This is a genomic window from Peteryoungia rhizophila, from assembly GCF_004912145.1.
Lineage (GTDB): Bacteria > Pseudomonadota > Alphaproteobacteria > Rhizobiales > Rhizobiaceae > Allorhizobium > Allorhizobium rhizophilum.
In genome coordinates this window covers 1,242,919-1,263,873 of record NZ_STGT01000001.1, presented here as the reverse complement: position 1 = coordinate 1,263,873, position 20,955 = coordinate 1,242,919, and the positions used below count along the sequence as shown (strand labels likewise).

Genomic DNA, 20,955 nt, shown 5'->3' with positions numbered 1-20,955 from the left:
GGGTTCAGATCTCTTCCTAGAGGCCGGCAGACCCTTCTCGGGTGCTCAGGCTCGTCATTCCAGGCGGCGACTGTATCCGGGACACGGTCCCCCGGGGCGGAACCGCCGATCCGCTCTTCAGGTCCTCGAAAATTGCCGCCCGGACCAGGGGTCCGGACGGCAGCTTCGGGAGGAGATTACTTGATATAGCCGGCGCGGGTCATCTCGCGGACGGAGGCCTGCTGGGCCTGGGCAAGCGCGTCGTCAACCGTCATCTGACCGGCAAGTGCTGCGGAGAACAGCTGGCCGACTGTCGTGCCAAGACCCTGGAATTCCGGGATGGCGACGAACTGCACGCCGACATAAGGCACCGGCTTGACGGCCGGGTTCTTCGGATCGGCAGCATTGATCGAGTCGATCGTCATCTTGGCGAACGGAGCGGCCTTCTGGTACTCGGCGTTCTCATAGAGAGACGTACGGGTGCCCGGAGGAACGTTGGCCCAGCCTTCCTTGGAGGCGACCAGTTCGGCGTAGGCCTTGCCGGTTGCCCAGGAGATGAACTTCTCGGCCGAAGCGGACTTCTGCGAACCGGCCGGAATGGCGAGGTTCCAGGCCCACAGCCAGTTGCCGCGCTTGCCAAGGCCGGTGTCTGGTGCCAGCGCGAAGCCGACCTTGTCAGCAACCGTCGAGTCCGTCGGGTTGGTGACGAAGGAAGCAGCAACCGTGGCATCGATCCACATGCCGCACTTACCCTGCTGGAAGAGCGCCAGGTTTTCGTTGAAGCCGTTCGAGGACGCGCCCTGCGGGCCGGCGTCGTTCATCAGCGTGACGTAGAAGTCGAGTGCGTTCTTCCACTCCGGCTGGTCGAACTGGGGAGCCCAGTTTTCATCGAACCAGCGTGCACCAAAGGCGTTGGCGGTGGCGGTGAGGAAGGCAATGTTCTCGCCCCAACCGGCCTTGCCGCGCAGGCAGATGCCGTTGATGTCATTGGTGCGGTCAGTCATCTTGCGGGCAGCGTCAGCCACGAACTCCCAGGTCGGGGCGTCGGGCATCGTGAGACCGGCCTTCTCCATCAGGTCCTTGCGGTACATGATGAACGAGGACTCGCCGTAGAACGGAGCGGCATAGAGCTTGCCGTCTTCACCGGTCAGACCCGAACGGATTGCCGGCAGAAGGTCGTCGACATCGTAGTCAGCGCCGAGGTTGTCGAGCGGCAGGAGCCAGCCCTGCTTGGCCCAGATCGGAACTTCATAGGTGCCGATCGTCATGATGTCGTACTGGCCGCCCTTTGTCGCGACGTCGGTCGTGACGCGTTCGCGCAGGACGTTTTCCTCGAGCGTGACCCACTCGACCTGAATATCGGGATTAGCCGAAGTGAATTCAGAGGTGAGACCCTGCATGCGAATCATGTCGCCGTTGTTCACGGTTGCGATCGTCAGGGTTTCGGCCGAGGCCATGCCGGCAAGTGCCAGCGCTGAGCAGGCGCCCAGCAGAATCGTTTTCAATGTCATGTCTTCCTCCCAGAAGAAAAAATGAGCATTCGCTTTGCTCATGGGCAATTACTCACTCTTGGCCGAAAAAATGTCAATCCGAATTCAATGCTGCGATGCGGCATGAACTGGTTAAGGCCCAGATTTCAAATCGAAAATTTAAATCGGCTAGTTCGCCAGGAGATGGCGCGCCGCCTCTTCGTCGGTGATCAACCCATTGATATGGCCACCCCGAACCGCTGCAAGGATCGCTGGATGCTTGCGCCGGCCTCGTGCGAGACCCACGACGGTCGATGTCTCCCGCGAAGGGATCTCAAGGCTCGCGACCCGCTCATTCACCGGATGCGTGAGTAACTTTCCGTCCTCCCCGAAGATCCAGCCACAGATTTCTCCAACCGCCCCGACCTGAAGAAGCTCCTCCATTTCGTGAGGTTTGAGGAACCCGTCGACAAGCAGCGGTGCGCGCATGTTCATTTCGCCGATGCCGACAAAAGTGACGTCGGAGCGATGACCGAGCGCGATCGTCGGCGCGACCAACGGCTGGCTATGCAGCAGTTCTCGCTCTGTGGAAGATGATACAATGACCGGAAGCGGCATCGGGAAATGCGGCGCCTTGATTGCGTCGGCCATCGAGAAAATGACGTTGAAATAGGCAGCCGAACCGTCGGGACTGATATTGCCCGTCAGCGAGACAATCTTGTGCTGCGGGCATTCCATCGGCGAAAGCTGGTCAATCATCGAGCGAAGGGTGCGACCCGTGCCCATGGCGATGACGAGCGGCTCCGGTTGTTTGAGCCAGCGTTCCAGCTGCGCTGCCCCGGCTTCCGCCACGCCCACGCTGGCCGATTCTGCGGATGGATCTGTCGGAACGATCTCGACCTGCTTGAGGCCAAACTTCTGCTTCAGGGCTTCCGCGAGTTCAAGGCATGCCGCGATCGGATGATCGAGCCGCACTTTGATGAGCTTCTCTGCGACCGAAAGGGAGACGAGGCGCTGCGCGCTTTGCCGCGAAATCCCCATGGAAGCTGCAATCTCGTCCTGCGTTCGACCGGCGACATAATAGAGCCATCCCGCCCGTGCCGCATCGTCGAGCCTCGTCTGTCCCTCGCCGCGTTTCGCCATGAAGTCTCCCCTCCGTCTGGCGACAGTGCTGCCAATTTTGCCGAGCCCTGTCAAATCGGCGCCCGTCATGCCCGTTTGGGAACGCTCTTGGTCCTGAGGGGTTGGTCACGAGAAAAGGATGACACCCATGACCCCGAAATTGACGCTCGCCATCATCTTGCTGACCTGGTCCACGGCAGCATACGCGCAGGAAAGCCAGCCGGCGCAGCAACTGACGCCGGCAACCACTCCCGGCCAGGCCGCGACAACCTTAGCGCTTGACCCGGCGGGGTTCGCCAGGGAAGCCGCTGCCGCCAACGCCTTTGAAATCCTGTCATCAGAAGTCGCGCTTCGCCGAGGACAGTCACCCGAGGTGAAGGCATTCGCCCAGACAATGATCAACGACCATCGCCGCGCTCAGATGGATCTTCAGAATGCAGCGAAATCCGACAATGTGAGCCTGCCTGAAGATCTCTCGATGGAGCAGAAGCAAACCCTTCTGGCGCTGGAGCAGGCCGAAGTAAGCCAGTTCGACAGCGCCTATCTCTCCGCGCAGATGAAGGCCCACGATCAGGCGATCCAGCTGCTCGGCTCCTATTCCGTTGATGGGCCTCCCGGTGGTTTGAAGACCTATGCTACGGCCCACTATCCGGCATTGCGCACGCACATGGTGCGGGCACAATCTTTGACGAGTCCGTAAGCGTCAACCGCTGGACCACGTCAACCAATGCAACGATCTCCCCAATAAAGAGAACCCCGCCACTGGCGGGGTTCAGGTGGGCGCCCTTGGGACGGGCGGCCGGGGGAGGTTGGGGGAGGGAAGAAATCAATCCTTCCAAAAACGGGCCGACTGAGGCTTTTGTTCCAACACTGGAACGCAGCTTCTCGGACTTCCTGTCATGCTGATGATCCTTCAGGAACATTTGATGGACGCCTCTGTTTCTCCTGACGCAAGAACACCGTGTGAATGAGGGAATTCGGCATGAAAAGCACCAAGAGACCACATGTCGTGATCGTCGGGGCAGGCTTTGGCGGATTGGCCTGTGCCCAGGCTCTGGGCAACACGGAAATCGACGTAACGGTCATTGATCGGCGCAATCACAACCTCTTCCAGCCGCTTCTTTACCAGGTTGCGACCGCGGCCCTGTCGCCCGCAGACATCTCCGAACCCATTCGGCGCACGCTGGGCCGCTACGATAATATCCATGTTGTGATGGCCGAGGTCGCGGCGGTCGATGCGCCCACGCAGACAGTTATCCTGAAAGACGGTGGCTCGATCCCCTTCGAGCGGCTCGTGCTCGCGACTGGTTCCACCTACAACTATTTCGGAAACCCGGACTGGCCGCAGCATGCGCCAGGCCTGAAATCCATCCACGAAGCGCGCGACATACGCCACAGGCTCCTGCTCGCCTTCGAAAAGGCGGAGCGCAGCACCGACGAGCAGGAGAAGCGTCGGCTGCTTACCAGCGTCATCATCGGCGGAGGACCGACGGGCGTCGAGATGGCGGGCGCCATCTCCGAGCTCGGTCGTTTCATGATCGCCCAGGATTTCCGGACCCTTCAAGCCGATCAATTGAAGGTCCTGCTGATCGAGGCGGGTCCGCGGATTCTCTCGACGTTCCCGGAAAAGCTCTCCCAATATGCATCCGATTACCTCGCCGGGATCGGCGTCGATATCCGTCTCAACACACCCGTTGAAGATATCACTGCCGAAGGTGTGCAGGTTGCAGGAGAATTTGTCCCCGCGAGCTGCATGGTCTGGGGCGCTGGCGTGAAGGCCTCCCCGGCCGCCGAATGGCTGGGCGTCGAGCCGGGACCCGGTGGTCGCCTGCCGGTGGCGCCCGATCTTTCGGTTGCGGGCAGACCCGGCATCTACGCGCTCGGCGATACGGCTCTGGCTCTTGGCGAAGATGGCAAGCCGCTTCCGGCCCTCGCACAGGTTGCCAAGCAGCAAGGAGAATTTCTCGGCCGTGGGCTGAAAGCCAACCTCCTGTCTGGAAAGACCATTCCCACGTTCCACTTCCACAATCGCGGTAACACGGCCGTCATTGGACGCAACGCCGCAATATTCGACTTCGGTCGGTGGCAGCTCAAAGGGCGTCTTGCCTGGCTGCTCTGGGCGCTCGTCCACGTCTATTTGCTGGTGAACTTCGAAAAGCGGCTGCTGGTCAGCATTCAGTGGATCTGGCGTTATTCCACCCGTCAGCGCGGCGCTCGCGTCATCGATGAAAAGGCGGTTTCCCTGGTCACGCCAGAGGTGGCGGCCGAGGTGAACAGGAGCTCCTGATTTCCCGCTCGAATTTCCGGCTGGACAGCATCGCTTCGGATCGCTAAGCGTAATGATATTACATAACTTGACAAGATCGAGGCTTGACCGCCGGGGTCTGCAGGTCCTATGCAAGCAGATGACGGTTCCCTCAACGGATGACTCCGAAGGGGATTAATAGGGAACACGGTGCGGAAGACCCTGAAGGGACCAAGACCGTGGCTGCCCCCGCAACTGTAAGCGGATTGCTGTCCATTCTAGCGGCGTTCAAACGCCGGGCCACTGCGGGTCACCGTGGGAAGGCAAATGGAGAGCGCATATTCGCGAGCCAGGAGACCTGCCGTCAAGCGATGAAACCGAAGCGGACGGGGTGTTCCGATGGATACGAACTGGCTTTTGCACAGCGCCCTCAGGCGCGCCGAACACATGCCATTTTGCCTCCGGAGAAATCCTGCGGAGGACGGACATGCATTTTTTCCCAGATCATAAATCGGCACGGCCGACGTTGCGGCATGCTTCTGGCATGACGGTAAACTTCCGCTCACTGGGCGGTGCCAAGCCATGAGTTGCAGCAGCAAGGGATGCCCCATCCGGGTGACCGATCTCGGCTGGGGCCCTAAACCATCGCTTTTTCTCGTCCGGGGCGTGTCCTTCGCACTCGACGCAGGCGATCGGCTGGCGATCGTCGGCCCGAACGGCGCCGGCAAGACCACGCTGCTTCGCTGCCTCTACCGCAGCGTCTCCCCGCTCGAGGGACAGGTCGAGGTCGATGGCCAGAATATCTGGTCTATGACCGCGCGCCAGGTTGCGCGGCGGGTGGCCGTGGTTCTCCAGGAAATGCCGGGAGACTTCCCGTTTACGGTCCGGGATGTGGTCATGATGGGCCGCGTTCCGTGGCGTGAAGGTCTCTCGGGCTGGAGTGATCAGGATCGCGCCGAAGCCGAGCATGCGCTCGACCATCTCGATCTTCTGCGTCTGGCAAACCGGCAGTTCTCGACCTTGTCGGGCGGTGAGAAGCAGCGTGTCCTCGTGGCGCGTGCCCTTGCCCAGAAGCCGGAAATCCTCATCCTCGACGAGCCGACAAACCATCTCGACATCCGCCACCAGCTCGAGATCCTCGATCTGCTCGGCGCCTTGAACCTGACGATCATTACCACCCTGCATGACATCAACCTGGCGGCCGAATTCGCAAGCCACGTGGCCCTCATGCACGGCGGGCAGATGAGCGGCTTCGGTGCGCCGGAAACGGTGCTGACCGAGCAGGCACTGTCCGGGACTTTCGGCGTGCTCGCCGCCCGTCAGCAGGCGGAAGGTCTCCGCCCGCATCGTTTTTCCTTTTCCCTTGCATTGAACTGATTTCGAAAGGACCCCCCCCATATGGCCGCCCGATTTCTTCTCTCCGCTGCCTTATTCGCCTCGGTTTTCACAGCCTCGTCAGCCTTCGCCTATCCGGTGACGGTCAAGAGCTGCGATCGCGACGTCACCTTCGATGCTGCACCCGCTCGCGCCATTTCCCATGACGTGAACCTCACCGAGATGATGCTCGCGCTGAAGCTGCAGGACCGCATGGTCGGGTACACCGGCATTTCCGGTTGGAAGACGCTGGATGAGAGCCTGCGTGAAGGCGTGCAGGAACTGCCGGAGCTCGCACCGAAATACCCGACCAAGGAAGTGATGCTGAACGTAGATGCGGACTTCTTCTTTGCCGGCTGGAATTACGGCATGAAGGTCGGTGGCGAGGTGACGCCGGAAACACTCGAGCCCTTTGACATCAAGGTCTACGAACTCACCGAATCCTGCATTCACATCATGGCCAAGAACAAGCCGACCATGGACGACATGTTCGTGGACCTGCTGAACCTCGGTAAGATCTTCGGCGTAGAGGCGCGCGCGGAAGAGTTGGTAGCCGGCTATCGGAAGCATCTGGATGAGATTACCACGCGGATCGGCGCAATCGAGAAGCCCGTACGGGTATTCGTCTACGATTCCGGCACCGAAAAGCCCTTCACATCCGGTCGCTTCGGCATTCCGACGGCAATGATCGAGGCCGCAGGCGGCGTCAACGTCATGGACGATGTCGAAAAGAGCTGGACCGAGGTTTCTTGGGAGCCGGTCATCGAACGCAATCCGGAAGTCATCGTTATCGTCAACTATGGCGATGTGACTGCCGAACAGAAGATCGCCTTCATGAAGGAGACCGCGGCCTTCAAGAACCTGGACGCTGTCAAGCAGGATCGCTTCGTCGTGCTGGAATATATCGAGGCGACGCCTGGCCCGCGCAACGTGCTGGCGATCGATCGTCTCGCCGACGCGTTCCATCCGCGCAACATGTGATGTCTGAGAAGGGGTCGCCCTGCGGCCCCATTCGGCAAGAAATTTCGAAAGCAGCATGATGCATGGGCGAATGTTTCTCTGGGCTGGTCTGGCTTTTGTCCTGCTGGTCCTGTGCCTGACGGCTGGCGTTTCGCTGGGCTCGGCGGCCATTCCGGCCGAGACCGTCTGGTCGATCGTAGTCAACAAGGTGATGTCGGGGACCTTCGAGCCAACCTGGTCTGCCGGGCGTGAAAGCATTGTCTGGGATGTGCGTTTTCCCCGGGTGATCCTGGCCGGGCTCGTTGGCGCGGGTCTGGCGACAGTCGGCGCCGTCTTGCAGGCCGTCACCCGAAATCCGCTCGCGGATCCGCATCTGCTCGGCGTCTCCTCCGGCGGTGCACTGGGAGCGATTATTGCGCTTCTGCACACCGGATTGATCTTCGGCCTGGTCACCGTGCCGTTCTTTGCCTTCGTCGGTTCTCTCCTGGCAACGCTGGCTGTGGTCGGTGTGACACGATTTACGGGTGCCGGTGCCGACCGCCTCGTTCTCTCGGGTGTGGCGATCGCCTTTGTTGCCACGTCTCTCGGAAATCTCGCGATCTTCCTCGGCGATCCGAGAGCGGCGCACACGGTGGTCTTCTGGATGCTCGGTGGTCTCGGCCTCGCCCAATGGTCGCATCTTCTCTACCCGGCGACAGTGCTCGTCGCCTGTCTGACTTTTCTGGTGATCCGGTCGCGCGAAATCAACGCCATGGCCATGGGCGACGAAACGGCAGCCACACTCGGTGTCCCCGTTGCCCGCTTCCGGGCGGAACTCTTCGTAGTCACAGCCCTTCTGACCGGCGTCATGGTTGCTTTCTCCGGCGCCATCGGCTTCGTCGGCCTGCTTGTTCCGCATTTCGTGCGGCTGACTGCGGGAAGTGACAACATCCGCGTCATTCCCCTCTCGGCGCTCGCCGGTGCTGTCATCCTCATTCTGGCCGACATCGTCTCGCGCACCATCATGGCGCCGGAGGATCTGCCCATCGGCGTCATCACCGGTCTCGCTGGCGGGCTTGCGTTCATTCTGCTTTTGCGCCGCCGATAGAATTGAAGGTGGCTATTGCTCCTGTTTCGTTTTTGCCTAGACTGAAGAAAAACGAATAGGGGGAGGGGCCGATATGTTGTTTTCGGCGAGACAGGCAGAGATCATGGCTCTGGCCAAGGAGCACGGACGTGTCTTGGTGGATGAACTCGCGGCGCGGTTCGCCGTGACGCCCCAGACAATCCGCAAGGATTTGAATGACCTGTGCGATGCTCGCGCCCTGAACCGCATTCATGGCGGCGCCGTTTTCCCCAGCGGAAACGAAAATGTCAAATATGAAGCGCGCCGATCCATGGCCGCGAACGAGAAGCAGGCCATCGGCCGGGCCGCCGCCGATCTCATTCCCGACAATTCCTCGCTCTTCATCAATATCGGCACCACCACCGAGGCTGTGGGAGATGCCTTGGTCGACCACAAGGAATTGATGGTCATCACAAACAATATCAATGTTGCCAATCACTTGCGTGTTTTCCCTTCGATTGAGGTGGTCATTGCCGGTGGCGTCGTACGCGGATCGGACGGCGGCATTGTCGGGGAAGCGGCCGTGGATTTCATCCGCCAATTCAAGGTGGATTTCGCCGTCATCGGTGTTTCGGCGATCGATGAGGATGGTGCACTGCTCGATTTCGATTTCCGCGAAGTGAAAGTGGCCCAGGCGATTATCGCAAACGCGCGGCATGTCATCCTCGTCTCCGACGCTTCGAAATTCGAGCGAACGGCTCCCGTTCGCATCGGTCATATCTCGCAAGTTCAGACCTTCATCACCGATCACTGTCCGTCCGACAGCGTGCGAGATGTGTGCCTTGAGCGGGATGTCCGCATCATTGAAACTGCGCCCTTGAGTGCCGAAAACGCTGCCGAGTAAGTTTCGTTTGACATTCGTTTAATTTTCGAAAAATATATTCCTGCTTTCGCAATAGCAGCAAATGCTGCAGGTGCGAACATGCGGAGGGGTGATGTCTGGGCAGCCAATTTGCGATCTGTTTGTGATCGGCGGTGGGATCAATGGATGCGGGATCGCGCGCGACGCGGCCGGCCGTGGATATTCCGTCGCCTTGGCTGAGATGAACGACTTCGCCTCGGGTACCTCGTCTGGCGCCACCAAGCTGATCCACGGTGGTCTGCGCTATCTTGAGCATTATGAATTTCGCCTGGTGCGCGAAGCGTTGATGGAGCGCGAGGTCCTCTGGGCGATGGCGCCGCATGTCATCTGGCCGCTGCGCTTCGTGCTTCCTTTCCAAAAGGGCGGTGTCCGTCCGGCCTGGCTGATCCGCCTCGGCCTCTTCCTCTACGACAATCTGGGTGGTCGCAAGCTTCTGCCCGCCACCAAGACACTCGACCTGCGCCGCGATCCCGCCGGCAAGCCGTTGAAGCCTGTCTTCTCCAAGGCCTTCGAATATTCCGACGGCTGGGTCGATGACGCCCGGATGGTTGTCCTCAACGCTCGCGACGCGCAGATCCGTGGCGCAAACATTCTGAGCCGCGCCCGCGTGGTGTCCGCCCATCGCGAAGATGGCTATTGGGTCGTGACGACGAAGTCGCAGCGCGACGGCGCTGTAGTCACCCACCGCGCACGCATGCTGGTCAATGCCGCAGGCCCCTGGGTGGACCAGGTGCTGGCAGGCGCCTTCGGCCGCAACAACGTGCACAATGTCCGGCTCGTCCAGGGCAGCCACATCATCGTCCGCAAGAAGTTCGCCGACCCGCGTGCCTACTTTTTCCAGAACCCCGACAACCGCATCATCTTCGCTATACCCTATGAGGGCGAATTCACCCTGATCGGGACGACCGACCGCGACTACACCGAAGATCCGAAGGATGTGCGCATCAGCCCCGAAGAGGTGAACTACCTCTGCGACGCGGCCAGCGAATATTTCCAGGAACCGGTCCGCCCTGACGATATCGTCTGGAGCTATTCTGCCGTCCGCCCACTTTATGATGACGGGGCGTCGAAGGCGCAGGAAGCGACGCGCGACTATGTGCTGAAGATCGAAGGTGCACAAGGCGATGCACCCTTGCTCAATGTCTTCGGCGGCAAGCTCACCACCTACCGACGTCTGGCCGAACACGCGCTGGAGAAGATCGGCGAAGCGATCGGAGAAAAAGGCTTGCCCTGGACCGCCGGAAGCCGTCTGCCGGGCGGTGATTTCCCCGCCACGGCTTTTGAACCGACGGTCGCAGGCCTTTTGAAGACTTATCCCTTCCTGGAGCGCGGCCATGCCGAGCGGTTGATCCGCTGCTATGGCACGGATTCGAAGTCGATCCTGGGCACTGCAAGGTCGATCGCCGATCTCGGCCGTCACTTCGGAGGCTCGCTTTACGAGGCAGAGGTACGCTGGTTGGTCGAAACGGAATGGGCGGTCACGGCCGAAGACGTGCTGTGGCGCCGAACGAAACAGGGACTGTTCCTGACGCCGGAGGAGGCGAAGGGGCTGGATGCCTATCTGGGGATGCTCGCGGCGGCCTGATCGCCCATCCCACTGAAGAAGACCGACGGTTTGGAGGAGGCCTGAGGACATATGTTGGAACTGCGTAAAGTCTCGAAAATGGCGGGAGGTGAATATCACATTCACCCGACCGACCTGACGTTGCAGCGGGGCACGCTGAACGTCCTGCTCGGGCCCACCCTATCGGGCAAGACATCCCTGATGCGCCTGATGGCAGGCCTCGACAAGCCGACCTCCGGGACCGTCCATTTCGACGGCCAGGATGTCACCGGCCTGCCGGTCCAGAAGCGCAGTATCGCGATGGTCTACCAGCAGTTCATCAACTATCCGGCGCTGACGGTTTATGAGAACATTGCCTCGCCGATGCGCGTTGGTGGCAAGGACGCAGCCACGGTCGATCGTGAAGTCCGCAAGGCCGCCGAGCTTCTGCGGCTGACGCCCTATCTTGATCGTACGCCACTCAGCCTCTCCGGGGGCCAACAGCAGCGCACCGCTCTGGCCCGCGCCATCGTCAAGAACGCGAAGCTCGTCCTTCTCGACGAGCCACTCGCAAACCTCGACTACAAGCTCCGCGAGGAACTGCGTGAGGAACTGCCGAAGATCTTTGCCGAATCCGGCGCCATTTTCGTCTACGCAACCACCGAGCCGTCCGAAGCTCTGCTGCTTGGGGGCAATACGGCAACGCTGAGAGAAGGCCGCATCACCCAGTTCGGCCAGACGATCGACGTCTATCGCCGTCCGTCGGATCTCAAGACCGCCCAGACCTTCGCCGACCCGCCGCTCAACACGATCGCGCTCGTCAAGCGGGCCGCAAGCTTCGAGCTAAACGGCCAGCCTGTTCTCCTAGTCCCGAGCCATCTCGCCTCGATCGCCGATGGTCCCGTAACCGTCGCGTTCCACCCTCACCATCTGTCGCTCGCAGCCCTGCCCTCGGCCTTGCCGATGCGCGCACGCACGCTGGTGTCGGAAATCGCCGGCTCCGAGAGCTTCATCCACGTCGAATACGGCGATGCGCGCTGGGTTTGCCTGGCGCATGGCATTCACGACATCGATCCCGACCGCGAGATCGACGTCTTTATCGACACCCGTCACCTGATGGCGTTCGGCGCCGACGGCAGGGCGCTCGGCGCCCCCGCCGAACTGGCCGCGTGAGGAGGAACGTCATGGCACGCATCAACCTCGACCATATCCGTCACGCCTACACCCCGGCCGCCCGCGCAGCCGGCGACTACGCCCTGAAGGAAGTCCATCACGAATGGAATGACGGCGGTGCCTATGCGCTGCTCGGGCCTTCGGGCTGCGGCAAGACCACGCTGCTCAACATCATCTCGGGCCTGATCCATCCCTCCGACGGGCGGATCGAATTCGACGGCGTTGACGTCACCAACCTGCCGACGGCTGCCCGCAACATCGCCCAGGTCTTCCAGTTCCCCGTCGTCTACGACACCATGAGCGTCTACGACAACCTGGCCTTCCCCTTGCGCAACCGGCATGTCCCGGAAGATCAGGTCCACAAGCGGGTCAACGAAATCCTCGACATGATCGACCTGCAGCCCATGGCCCGCAAGCAGGCGCAGGGCCTGACGGCGGACCAGAAGCAGAAGATCTCGCTCGGCCGCGGCCTGGTGCGCTCGGATGTCAATGCGATTCTCTTCGACGAGCCGCTGACGGTGATCGACCCGCACATGAAGTGGGTGCTTCGCTCGCAGTTGAAGCGCCTGCATCGCCAGTCCGGCTTCACCATGGTCTATGTCACCCATGACCAGACCGAGGCCCTGACCTTCGCCGATAAGGTGGTGGTCATGTATGACGGCCAGATCGTCCAGATCGGCACGCCGGCCGAACTTTTCGAGCGCCCGAGCCACACCTTTGTCGGCTATTTCATCGGCTCGCCGGGCATGAATGTGATGCCGGCTAAGGTGAATGGCGCAACCGCGATTGTTGGCGACCAGACGGTCGATCTGCCGGGAACGCCCAAGCTGTCCGGTCAGAGCAAGATCGAGCTCGGCATACGCCCAGAATTCCTGCGCCTCGGACGCGAAGGCATGCCCGTGACCGTCGCCAAGGTCGAGGATATCGGCCGTCAGAAGATCGTTCGTGCGCAGTTTGCCGGTAATCCGCTGTCGATCGTCATCCCCGAGGATGCGGATATCCCCGCAGATCCGAAGGTAACATTCGTCCCCGAGGGCGTCGGCATCTTCGCCGATTCCTGGCGCGTTGGAATGGAGGGCTGAACCATGGAAAAGACTTGGAACAACAAGGCCTGGTTCATGGTCATTCCGGTCCTGGTGCTGGTGGCCTTCTCGGCCGTCATTCCGCTGATGACCGTGGTGAACTATTCCGTCCAGGACACTTTCGGCAACAATCAGTTCTTCTGGGCCGGCACCGACTGGTTCACCGACATCCTCTCGTCCGACCGCTTCTGGGATGCGCTCGGCCGCAACCTGATCTTCTCCATGATCATTCTTGCGATCCAGGTGCCGCTTGGCATCTTCATCGCGCTCAACATGCCGAAAACGGGACTGGGGGTTCCGGTCTGCCTCGTCCTGATGGCGCTGCCACTGCTCATTCCGTGGAATGTCGTGGGTACAATCTGGCAGGTCTTCGGCCGCGTCGACATCGGTCTACTCGGCTATTCGCTGAACGCCCTGGGCTTTGACTACAATTACACGCAGAACCCGATCCACGCCTGGGTCACCATCATCGTGATGGATGTCTGGCACTGGACGAGCCTTGTCGTGCTGCTCTGCTATGCCGGTCTCGTCTCGATCCCGGATGCCTATTACCAGGCAGCCAAGATCGACGGCGCGTCGCGCTGGTCCGTGTTCCGCTTCATTCAGCTGCCGAAGATGAAGCGCGTGCTTCTGATCGCCGTGCTGCTGCGCTTCATGGATAGTTTCATGATCTACACCGAGCCCTTCGTCCTTACGGGTGGTGGCCCGGGCAATTCGACCACTTTCCTGTCGATCGACCTCGTCAAGATGGCGGTCGGTCAGTTTGATCTTGGTCCGGCGGCGGCGATGTCGATCATCTACTTCCTGATCATCCTCGCGCTGTCCTGGGTTTTCTACACCGTCATGACCAATAGTGACGCGAAGGGCTGAGGGAGATACCGATGAAAAGCACTGACAACCGCACCGGCCTCGGCTTTCTGGTTCCGACGATCTACATCATCTTCCTGCTCCTGCCGATCTATTGGCTCGTCAACATGAGCTTCAAGACGAATGCGGAGATCACCGGCGCCTTCTCGCTCTGGCCCGTCAATCCGACAATCGCCAACTACGCGGTAATCTTTACCGATCCGTCGTGGTACAAGGGCTATATCAACTCGATCATCTATGTGTGTATGAACACGGTGATCGCGGTCGCGGCGGCCCTTCCGGCAGCCTATGCCTTCTCACGGTATCGCTTCCTTGGTGATAAGCATCTGTTCTTCTGGCTGCTGACAAACCGAATGGCGCCGCCGGCCGTCTTTGCGCTTCCCTTCTTCCAGCTGTATTCCGCCTTTGGATTGATCGACACGCATATCGCCGTCGCCATCGCGCACTGCCTGTTCAACGTGCCGCTGGCTGTCTGGATCCTCGAAGGCTTCATGTCGGGCGTGCCGAAGGAGATCGACGAGACCGCTTATATCGACGGCTATTCTTTCCCGCGTTTCTTCGTAAAGATCTTCATGCCGTTGATCGCCTCGGGCATCGGTGTCGCCGCCTTCTTCTGCTTCATGTTCTCCTGGGTCGAGCTCCTGATCGCCCGGACCCTGACGACCACCGATGCCAAACCGATCGCCGCCATCATGACGCGAACGGTGTCTGCCTCGGGCATGGACTGGGGCGTGCTGGCTGCGGCCGGCGTGCTCACGATCATACCCGGAGCGCTCGTCATCTATTTCGTCCGCAACTACATCGCCAAGGGCTTTGCCCTGGGCCGCGTCTGAGGAGGTTCCGATGGACTTTACATGGATGGCCTGGACGATGCCGACGACGATTTTCTTCGTCGTGATCTTTAGCCTGATCCTGTCGATGGCGGTCTGGGAATATCTTTCCCCCGGCGGCAATCCACGGACCGGCATCCTGCGCTTCGAGACGACCCGCGGTGACCGTCTGTTTGTGTCGCTGCTCGGGTCGGCTTTCATCAATCTCGCTTGGCTCGGTCTCATCGGACCGAACCTGTGGTGGGCTCTCGCCCTGTCCGTGGTCTACGCCATCGGCGTTTTCCGCTTCGTCTAGGGCAAGACAAGATGGATGGCGGCGGGAGGTCGCCATCCTCGGGACTACAAACTGAACGCATTCGCAACCTTAGGGAGGAAACTATGCGAAAGCACCTTTTGACGACGACGGCCGCCATGCTTCTGGCTATGACGGGCGCCGCCTTTGCCGATATGGAAGCGGCGAAGACATTCCTGGACGCCGAGGTCGGCGACATGTCGGCACTCGATCGTGCCACACAGGAAGCCGAAATGCAGTGGTTCATCGATGCTGCGAAGCCTTTCGCCGGCATGGAGATCAAGGTCGTCTCCGAAACCATCACCACGCATGAATATGAATCGAAGGTCCTCGCTCCGGCCTTCACCGCCATCACCGGCATCAAGATCACCCATGACCTGATCGGTGAAGGTGACGTCGTCGAAAAACTGCAGACGCAGATGCAGTCGGGCGAAAACATTTATGACGCCTACATCAATGACTCCGACCTGATCGGCACCCATTGGCGCTACCAGCAGGTCCGTAACCTGACTGACTGGATGGCGAACGAAGGCAAGGACGTCACCAGCCCGACCCTCGACATCGACGACTTCATCGGCAAGTCCTTCACGACTGCCCCTGATGGTAAGCTCTACCAACTTCCGACCCAGCAGTTCGCCAACCTCTACTTCTTCCGCTACGACTGGTTCAACGACGAGAAGAACAAGGCCGACTTCAAGGCAAAGTACGGCTACGATCTCGGCGTACCGGTCAACTGGTCGGCTTACGAGGACATCGCCGAATTCTTCACCGGTCGCGAAATCGACGGCAAGAAGGTCTTCGGCCACATGGACTACGGTAAGAAGGACCCGTCACTCGGCTGGCGCTTCACCGATGCCTGGCTCTCCATGGCCGGCAACGGCGACAAGGGCATTCCGAACGGCCTTCCGGTCGACGAATGGGGCATCAAGGTCGACGAGAATTCTCGTCCGGTCGGCTCCTGCGTCGCACGTGGCGGCGATACCAACGGCCCGGCCTCCGTCTATGCCATCGAGAAGTATCTCGAATGGATGACGAAATACGCGCCGCCAGCCGCCCAGGGCATGACCTTCTCCGAATCCGGTCCGGTGCCGTCGCAGGGTGAAGTCGCCCAGCAGATGTTCACCTACACTGCCTTCACGGCCGACTTCGTCAAGGAAGGCCTGCCGGTCGTGAACGAGGACGGTACGCCGAAGTGGCGCTTCGCTCCGAGCCCGCATGGCGTCTACTGGAAAGACGGCATGAAGCTCGGCTATCAGGACGCAGGTTCCTGGACGTTGATGAAGTCCACCCCGGAAGATCGTGCAAAGGCTGCCTGGCTCTATGCGCAGTTCGTCACCTCGAAGACCATCGACGTGAAGAAGAGCCATGTCGGCCTGACCTTCATCCGTCAGTCGACCCTCGATCACCAGTCCTTCACAGATCGCGCTCCGAAGCTCGGCGGTCTGGTCGAATTCTACCGCTCGCCGGCTCGCCTGCAGTGGTCGCCGACCGGCACCAACGTCCCTGACTATCCGAAGCTGGCTCAGCTCTGGTGGCAGGCAATCGGTGACGCTTCTTCCGGCGCCAAGACCGCCCAGGAAGCCATGGACTCGCTCTGCGCTGAGCAGGAAAAGGTGATGGAGCGTCTCGAACGCGCTGGCGTTCAGGGCGATATCGGTCCGAAGCTTGCCGAGGAAAAGACCCTCGAAGAGTGGAATGCCGATGCAGTTGCCAAGGGTAATCTCGCTCCTCAGCTGAAGATCGAGAACGAGAAGGAACAGCCGATGACGGTCAATTACGACGAGCTCGTGAAGAGCTGGCAGTAACGATCGGCGATCGCCGCTGAATTGACAATCGCCGGGGCGCAAACTACGCCCCGGCTTCTTCACTTAAGGAGTTTCAGCCTGATGAGCGGTTACATTCTGGCCATCGACCAGGGAACGACCTCGACCCGCTCGATGATCTTTGATCACGAGATGCACATTGTCGGCGTCGCCCAGCAGGAGTTCACCCAGCATTTTCCGGATTCCGGATGGGTCGAGCATGATGCGGACGAGATCTGGCAGAGCGTGCTTTCGACCATCGAAAAGGCGCTCGCTGCCGCCAAGATCAAGATCGGCGATGTGACGGCGATCGGCATCACCAACCAGCGCGAAACTGTCGTCGTCTGGGACCGCGAGACCGGCCAGCCGGTCCACCGTGCCATTGTTTGGCAGGACCGCCGCACCGCCCGTTTCTGCGATGAACTGAAACATAAGGGCCTGGAACCGCTCTTCACCGAAAAGACCGGCCTGCTGCTCGATCCCTACTTCTCAGGAACCAAGCTCTCCTGGCTCTTGAAGAATGCCGACGGCCTGAAGGCCCGCGCCGAGAAAGGCGAGATCTGCTTCGGTACGGTCGATAGCTGGCTCATCTACAAGTTGACCGGCGGCAAGGTCCACGCGACCGACGCGACGAATGCCTCGCGCACTCTGATCTATGACATCGGCGAAAACCGCTTCGATGACGAGCTTCTGTCCATCCTCGAGATCCCGCGCGCCATGCTGCCGGAGGTCAAGGACTGCGCCGATGACTTCGGCATCACGGATGCTTCGGTGCTGGGTGCCGAAATTCCGATCCTCGGCGTCGCCGGAGACCAGCAGGCCGCCGTCATCGGCAATGCTTGCTTCGAGCCCGGCATGATGAAGTCCACCTATGGCACAGGCTGCTTTGCGCTGCTGAACACCGGACCGGACCGCGTCGCTTCCTCGAACCGGCTTTTAACTACTATTGCCTATCGCCTGAACGGCGAGACCACCTACGCACTTGAGGGCTCGATCTTCATTGCGGGTGCCGCCGTCCAGTGGCTGCGCGACCAGATGGGCTTTGTGAAAGTTGCTTCGGAAACGGATGCGCTCGCCAGCAAGGCCGATCCGCATCAGCGCGTCTATCTCGTGCCGGCCTTTACCGGGCTTGGCGCACCCCATTGGGATGCCGATGCCCGGGGTGCGATCTTCGGCCTGACCCGTGGCACGGGCCCGGCCGAATTCGCCCGCGCCGTGCTTGAGAGCGTCGCCTACCAGACCCATGACCTCCTGGAGGCGATGAAGAAGGACTGGAACGGCAGCGCGTCGAAGACGGTGCTCCGCGTCGATGGCGGCATGGTCGCCTCCGACTGGACGATGCAGAGACTGGCCGACATCCTGGCCGCCCCCGTCGATCGTCCCGTGGTTCTCGAAACCACGGTGCTCGGCGCCGCCTGGCTCGCCGGCTCCCGTGCCGGCCTCTGGCCCGACCAGAAGGGCTTTGCCGCGACCTGGAAGCGCGATCGCCGCTTCGAGCCGGGTATGGATGTAACCGAACTGGAAGCAGCTATCGCTGGCTGGCAGGACAGCGTCTCCCGCTGCCTGACCACGCGCTAACCCTGGACACACGCTAGCCGTCAGAGCATCGCGACCAGCGTCTCCAGGCGATCGGCATCCTTCGGCAGCTTATCCTGCCTCAGCCGTGCGATGCGGGGAAACCGCATCGCGATCCCAGATTTGTGCCGCGTCGATCGCGCCAGCCCCTCGAAGGCCACCTCGACGACAAAGCCATGCTCGGGTTCTGCCCTCAGGCTGCGAACCGGGCCGAAGCGCTCCACCGTATTGTTGCGCACGAACCGGTCGAGCACTTCCAGCTCCTCGTCGGTGAAGCCAAAATAAGCCTTGCCGACCGGCACGAGTACATCCCCTTCGCCGGGGATCGCCGTCCAGACGCCGAAGGTGAAATCCGAATAGTAGCTGGAGCGTTTGCCGTGGCCGCGCTGGGCATACATCAGCACGGCATCGGCATTCATCGGGTCGCGCTTCCACTTGAACCACGGCCCTTTGGCGCGTCCGGCCTGGTAGCTGCTGTCCAGGCGTTTCAGCATCACCCCTTCGATCACAGGATCTGGTGGGGCGGATCGCAACTGTTCCAGCTGCGCCCAGCTCGAGAAGGAAACAAGCGGCGAGAGATCGAACCGCCGTGGCTCCTGTTGCTCGACGAGGGCGCTTAAGCGTTCACGACGTGTGAGGAAGGTCTCGGGCCGCACATCGACATCACCATCGAACAGGATGTCATAGGCGCGGATGAACACTGGAAAGTCCTCCAGCATCTTGGCCGTGACCGTCTTGCGATTGAGCCGCTGTTGGAGATCGGAAAAAGTGCGCGTCGGCGCATTCGTCCGCGACGTCCCGCCGACGAGCAGTTCGCCGTCGATCACGCCCTCGAACTTTGCTGCCTCGATGATGTCAGGAAACGCCCCCGAGATCTCGTCGCCGGAGCGCGAATAGAGCCGGCTCTTCCCGCCGGAGCAGGAGAGCTGCACGCGAATGCCGTCCCACTTCCATTCGGCAGCGAAGTCGTTTGGATCGAGATTGGGCAGATCCCTGTCTTCGATCGGCGTCGAGAGCATGACGGAATGAAAGATCGCCGGCGTCGACAAGATGGGCTTCTCGACCCAGTTCTCCAGCCAGGCGAAGAGCTCTGTGTAAGGTGGCGTCAGCCCATGCCAGAGGCTCTCGATGTCAACGACGTCCTTGTCGCCGAAAAGCGCCAGCGCCTGCTTGGTGAGGCGCGACGAGACGCCAATTCGAAGCCCCCCGGTCACGAGCTTGATCAGGGCGAACCGCTCGGATGTGTCGAGCCTGTCAAAGAGGTCACGCATGACGGAGCGCGTTTCGTTGCGCCCCAGCCGCTGAAGCCGTTCGACGATCTTTGACAGGCTTTCGAGGTTCTCCTCGTCTGCAGCTTCCAGAGCCTGCGGTTCCCAGACCAGCGAGATGGTCTCGGCAAGGTCACCCACGTAGTCATAGGAATACTGGAACAGGATCGGGTCCATCCGCTCTAGCACCAATTCCTTCAGGAGTGCTGGCTTCACGCCTTTGATGTCGAGCCCATCGGTGAGCGCGGCCAGCGCATAGCCGCGGTCGGGATCGGGCGTCTGCCGGAAATAGTCCACCAGCAGCGTCAGCTTGCCGTTGCGGCTGGGGGTCAGCACCAGGCGATCGAGGAGGCGGGCAAAGGCCTTCATCTCAGTCTCCCTCGTCTTCGTAGCCGACGAGGTGCAACGGCCGAGCCTTGATGCCGGACAGCTCACACCAGCGCACCAATGCTTCCTCCCGCCCATGGGTCACCCAGACCTCCTGAGGGCCGACCTCGCGGATCGTGTCGAGAAGTTCCGGCCAGTCACAGTGGTCGGAGATGACAAGCGGCAGTTCGACCCCGCGCTGCTTTGCCCTTTGTCGCACCATCATCCAGCCGGAGGCGAAGATGGCGAGCGGATCCTCGAATCGCCGCGCCCAGCGGTCGTTGAAGGCCGAGGGAGGGCCGATCACGACGGCACCCTTGAAACTGCCCGACTTCTTGTCCTCGGTCGTGGCTGGCCTGAGGTCTCCCAGTTCCACGCCTTGCTCGGTGTAGTAGTCGCAGAGCCGCGCCATCGAGCCATGGATGTAGATCGGCTTCTCGTAGCCGCCGCGCCGGATGAGCGAGATCACCCGTTGTGCCTTGCCGAGCGCATATGCCCCGATCAGATGGCTGCGCTCGGGAAACTGCTGCAGCGAGGTCAGGAGCTTCTGGATTTCCAGCCGGGGCTCCGGATGGTGAAAGACTGGCAGGCCGAACGTCGCTTCCGTGATGAAGACATCACAGGGCACAGGCTCGAAGCTCGCGCAGGTCGGATCCGCCCCCCGCTTGTAGTCACCGGATACGACAATCTTTGTGCCCTGTGCCTCGATCTCGATCTGTGCCGAGCCCAGCACATGACCGGCCGGGTGAAAGCGGACGGAAACCCCATTGACCAAAATGGTTTCGCCGAAGCCAGCGCTCTGCGACGTGCCGCAGAAATCCTCACCGTAGCGTATCGCCATGATGTCGAGGGTCTGCCGGGTGGCAAGCACGTGGGTGTGGCCGGAACGGGCGTGATCGGAGTGGCCGTGGGTGATCAGCGCCCGGTCGACAGGGCGGACCGGATCGACAAAAAAATCACCCAGCGGGCAGTAAAGCCCGCCGGGTGTCGGATGGAGAAGAAGGTCCGGCTTGATCATGCCGAGAACATAGGGCGCCGGAA

Annotated in this window: 18 protein-coding genes and 1 riboswitch; of the genes, 14 read left to right on the top strand and 4 right to left on the bottom strand. The window is 60.9% G+C overall.

Features of this window, described 5'->3' with window-relative positions:
* Positions 1–176: 176 nt before the first annotated feature.
* Complete coding sequence (locus tag E9677_RS06015) at positions 177–1,490, bottom strand: ABC transporter substrate-binding protein (protein WP_136557134.1); 1,314 nt, start codon at positions 1,488–1,490, stop codon at positions 177–179.
* A 147-nt stretch (positions 1,491–1,637) separates the two neighbouring features.
* Entirely contained in the window at positions 1,638–2,591 is a 954-nt protein-coding gene (locus E9677_RS06010) for a sugar-binding transcriptional regulator (protein ID WP_136557133.1), read from the bottom strand.
* A gap of 127 nt (positions 2,592–2,718) precedes the next feature.
* On the opposite strand from E9677_RS06010, the gene E9677_RS06005 reads away from it, so the two are divergent.
* From E9677_RS06005 to glpK, 14 genes are all read left to right on the top strand, one after another.
* Complete coding sequence (locus E9677_RS06005) at positions 2,719–3,270, top strand: DUF4142 domain-containing protein (RefSeq protein ID WP_168801125.1); 552 nt, start codon at positions 2,719–2,721, stop codon at positions 3,268–3,270.
* A gap of 282 nt (positions 3,271–3,552) precedes the next feature.
* Entirely contained in the window at positions 3,553–4,857 is a 1,305-nt protein-coding gene (locus E9677_RS06000; protein ID WP_235882856.1) for an NAD(P)/FAD-dependent oxidoreductase, read from the top strand.
* Between the two features lie 105 nt (positions 4,858–4,962).
* Positions 4,963–5,195: riboswitch (cobalamin riboswitch) on the top strand.
* Between the two features lie 202 nt (positions 5,196–5,397).
* Entirely contained in the window at positions 5,398–6,192 is a 795-nt protein-coding gene (locus E9677_RS05995; protein ID WP_136557130.1) for an ABC transporter ATP-binding protein, read from the top strand.
* Positions 6,193–6,213: 21 nt separating this feature from the next.
* Complete coding sequence (locus E9677_RS05990; RefSeq protein ID WP_136557129.1) at positions 6,214–7,170, top strand: ABC transporter substrate-binding protein; 957 nt, start codon at positions 6,214–6,216, stop codon at positions 7,168–7,170.
* A 70-nt stretch (positions 7,171–7,240) separates the two neighbouring features.
* Positions 7,241–8,236 (top strand): FecCD family ABC transporter permease, encoded by a 996-nt coding sequence (locus tag E9677_RS05985; protein ID WP_408014680.1) that lies wholly within the window; start codon positions 7,241–7,243, stop codon positions 8,234–8,236.
* Positions 8,237–8,309: 73 nt separating this feature from the next.
* On the top strand, positions 8,310–9,098 hold the full coding sequence (locus E9677_RS05980; RefSeq protein ID WP_136557127.1) for a DeoR/GlpR family DNA-binding transcription regulator: 789 nt from the start codon (positions 8,310–8,312) through the stop codon (positions 9,096–9,098).
* Between the two features lie 91 nt (positions 9,099–9,189).
* A complete protein-coding gene (gene glpD, locus E9677_RS05975) occupies positions 9,190–10,701 on the top strand; it encodes a glycerol-3-phosphate dehydrogenase (protein WP_136557126.1) in 1,512 nt (503 codons plus the stop codon).
* Positions 10,702–10,752: 51 nt separating this feature from the next.
* The gene (locus E9677_RS05970; protein WP_136557125.1) at positions 10,753–11,832 is read left to right on the top strand and encodes an ABC transporter ATP-binding protein; all 1,080 of its coding nucleotides are present in this window, start codon (positions 10,753–10,755) and stop codon (positions 11,830–11,832) included.
* Between the two features lie 11 nt (positions 11,833–11,843).
* Complete coding sequence (locus tag E9677_RS05965) at positions 11,844–12,914, top strand: ABC transporter ATP-binding protein (protein ID WP_136557124.1); 1,071 nt, start codon at positions 11,844–11,846, stop codon at positions 12,912–12,914.
* A 3-nt stretch (positions 12,915–12,917) separates the two neighbouring features.
* The gene (locus E9677_RS05960) at positions 12,918–13,784 is read left to right on the top strand and encodes a carbohydrate ABC transporter permease (protein WP_136557123.1); all 867 of its coding nucleotides are present in this window, start codon (positions 12,918–12,920) and stop codon (positions 13,782–13,784) included.
* An 11-nt stretch (positions 13,785–13,795) separates the two neighbouring features.
* On the top strand, positions 13,796–14,614 hold the full coding sequence (locus E9677_RS05955; RefSeq protein ID WP_136557122.1) for a carbohydrate ABC transporter permease: 819 nt from the start codon (positions 13,796–13,798) through the stop codon (positions 14,612–14,614).
* A gap of 10 nt (positions 14,615–14,624) precedes the next feature.
* Positions 14,625–14,906 (top strand): DUF2160 domain-containing protein, encoded by a 282-nt coding sequence (locus E9677_RS05950; RefSeq protein ID WP_136557121.1) that lies wholly within the window; start codon positions 14,625–14,627, stop codon positions 14,904–14,906.
* 83 nt (positions 14,907–14,989) lie between these two features.
* Positions 14,990–16,708, top strand: a complete 1,719-nt coding sequence (locus E9677_RS05945) for an ABC transporter substrate-binding protein (protein ID WP_136557120.1) — start codon at positions 14,990–14,992, stop codon at positions 16,706–16,708.
* 81 nt (positions 16,709–16,789) lie between these two features.
* Positions 16,790–18,283, top strand: a complete 1,494-nt coding sequence (glpK, locus tag E9677_RS05940) for a glycerol kinase GlpK (RefSeq protein WP_136557119.1) — start codon at positions 16,790–16,792, stop codon at positions 18,281–18,283.
* Positions 18,284–18,303: 20 nt separating this feature from the next.
* On the opposite strand, the gene E9677_RS05935 is transcribed toward glpK, so the two are convergent.
* Together E9677_RS05935 and E9677_RS05930 are read right to left on the bottom strand one after the other, a co-directional pair.
* On the bottom strand, positions 18,304–19,917 hold the full coding sequence (locus E9677_RS05935) for a cisplatin damage response ATP-dependent DNA ligase (RefSeq protein WP_136557118.1): 1,614 nt from the start codon (positions 19,915–19,917) through the stop codon (positions 18,304–18,306).
* A gap of 1 nt (position 19,918) precedes the next feature.
* Positions 19,919–20,932, bottom strand: coding sequence for a ligase-associated DNA damage response exonuclease (locus E9677_RS05930; protein WP_136557117.1), 1,014 nt, complete (start codon positions 20,930–20,932; stop codon positions 19,919–19,921).
* Positions 20,933–20,955: the final 23 nt, after the last annotated feature.

Bases quoted from the DNA above. Each gene is read 5' to 3' on its own strand.
- E9677_RS05930 (WP_136557117.1), bottom strand. From the start codon at position 20,932: ATGATCAAGCCGGACCTTCTTCTCCATCCGACACCCGGCGGGCTTTAC.
- E9677_RS05995 (WP_136557130.1), top strand. From the start codon at position 5,398: ATGAGTTGCAGCAGCAAGGGATGCCCCATCCGGGTGACCGATCTCGGC.
- E9677_RS05970 (WP_136557125.1), top strand. From the start codon at position 10,753: ATGTTGGAACTGCGTAAAGTCTCGAAAATGGCGGGAGGTGAATATCAC.
- E9677_RS05935 (WP_136557118.1), bottom strand. From the start codon at position 19,917: ATGAAGGCCTTTGCCCGCCTCCTCGATCGCCTGGTGCTGACCCCCAGC.
- E9677_RS05985 (WP_408014680.1), top strand. From the start codon at position 7,241: ATGTTTCTCTGGGCTGGTCTGGCTTTTGTCCTGCTGGTCCTGTGCCTG.
- E9677_RS05955 (WP_136557122.1), top strand. From the start codon at position 13,796: ATGAAAAGCACTGACAACCGCACCGGCCTCGGCTTTCTGGTTCCGACG.
- E9677_RS05950 (WP_136557121.1), top strand. From the start codon at position 14,625: ATGGACTTTACATGGATGGCCTGGACGATGCCGACGACGATTTTCTTC.
- glpK (WP_136557119.1), top strand. From the start codon at position 16,790: ATGAGCGGTTACATTCTGGCCATCGACCAGGGAACGACCTCGACCCGC.
- E9677_RS05990 (WP_136557129.1), top strand. From the start codon at position 6,214: ATGGCCGCCCGATTTCTTCTCTCCGCTGCCTTATTCGCCTCGGTTTTC.
- E9677_RS05980 (WP_136557127.1), top strand. From the start codon at position 8,310: ATGTTGTTTTCGGCGAGACAGGCAGAGATCATGGCTCTGGCCAAGGAG.
- E9677_RS06005 (WP_168801125.1), top strand. From the start codon at position 2,719: ATGACCCCGAAATTGACGCTCGCCATCATCTTGCTGACCTGGTCCACG.
- E9677_RS05945 (WP_136557120.1), top strand. From the start codon at position 14,990: ATGCGAAAGCACCTTTTGACGACGACGGCCGCCATGCTTCTGGCTATG.
- glpD (WP_136557126.1), top strand. From the start codon at position 9,190: ATGTCTGGGCAGCCAATTTGCGATCTGTTTGTGATCGGCGGTGGGATC.
- E9677_RS06010 (WP_136557133.1), bottom strand. From the start codon at position 2,591: ATGGCGAAACGCGGCGAGGGACAGACGAGGCTCGACGATGCGGCACGG.
- E9677_RS06000 (WP_235882856.1), top strand. From the start codon at position 3,553: ATGAAAAGCACCAAGAGACCACATGTCGTGATCGTCGGGGCAGGCTTT.
- E9677_RS06015 (WP_136557134.1), bottom strand. From the start codon at position 1,490: ATGACATTGAAAACGATTCTGCTGGGCGCCTGCTCAGCGCTGGCACTT.
- E9677_RS05960 (WP_136557123.1), top strand. From the start codon at position 12,918: ATGGAAAAGACTTGGAACAACAAGGCCTGGTTCATGGTCATTCCGGTC.
- E9677_RS05965 (WP_136557124.1), top strand. From the start codon at position 11,844: ATGGCACGCATCAACCTCGACCATATCCGTCACGCCTACACCCCGGCC.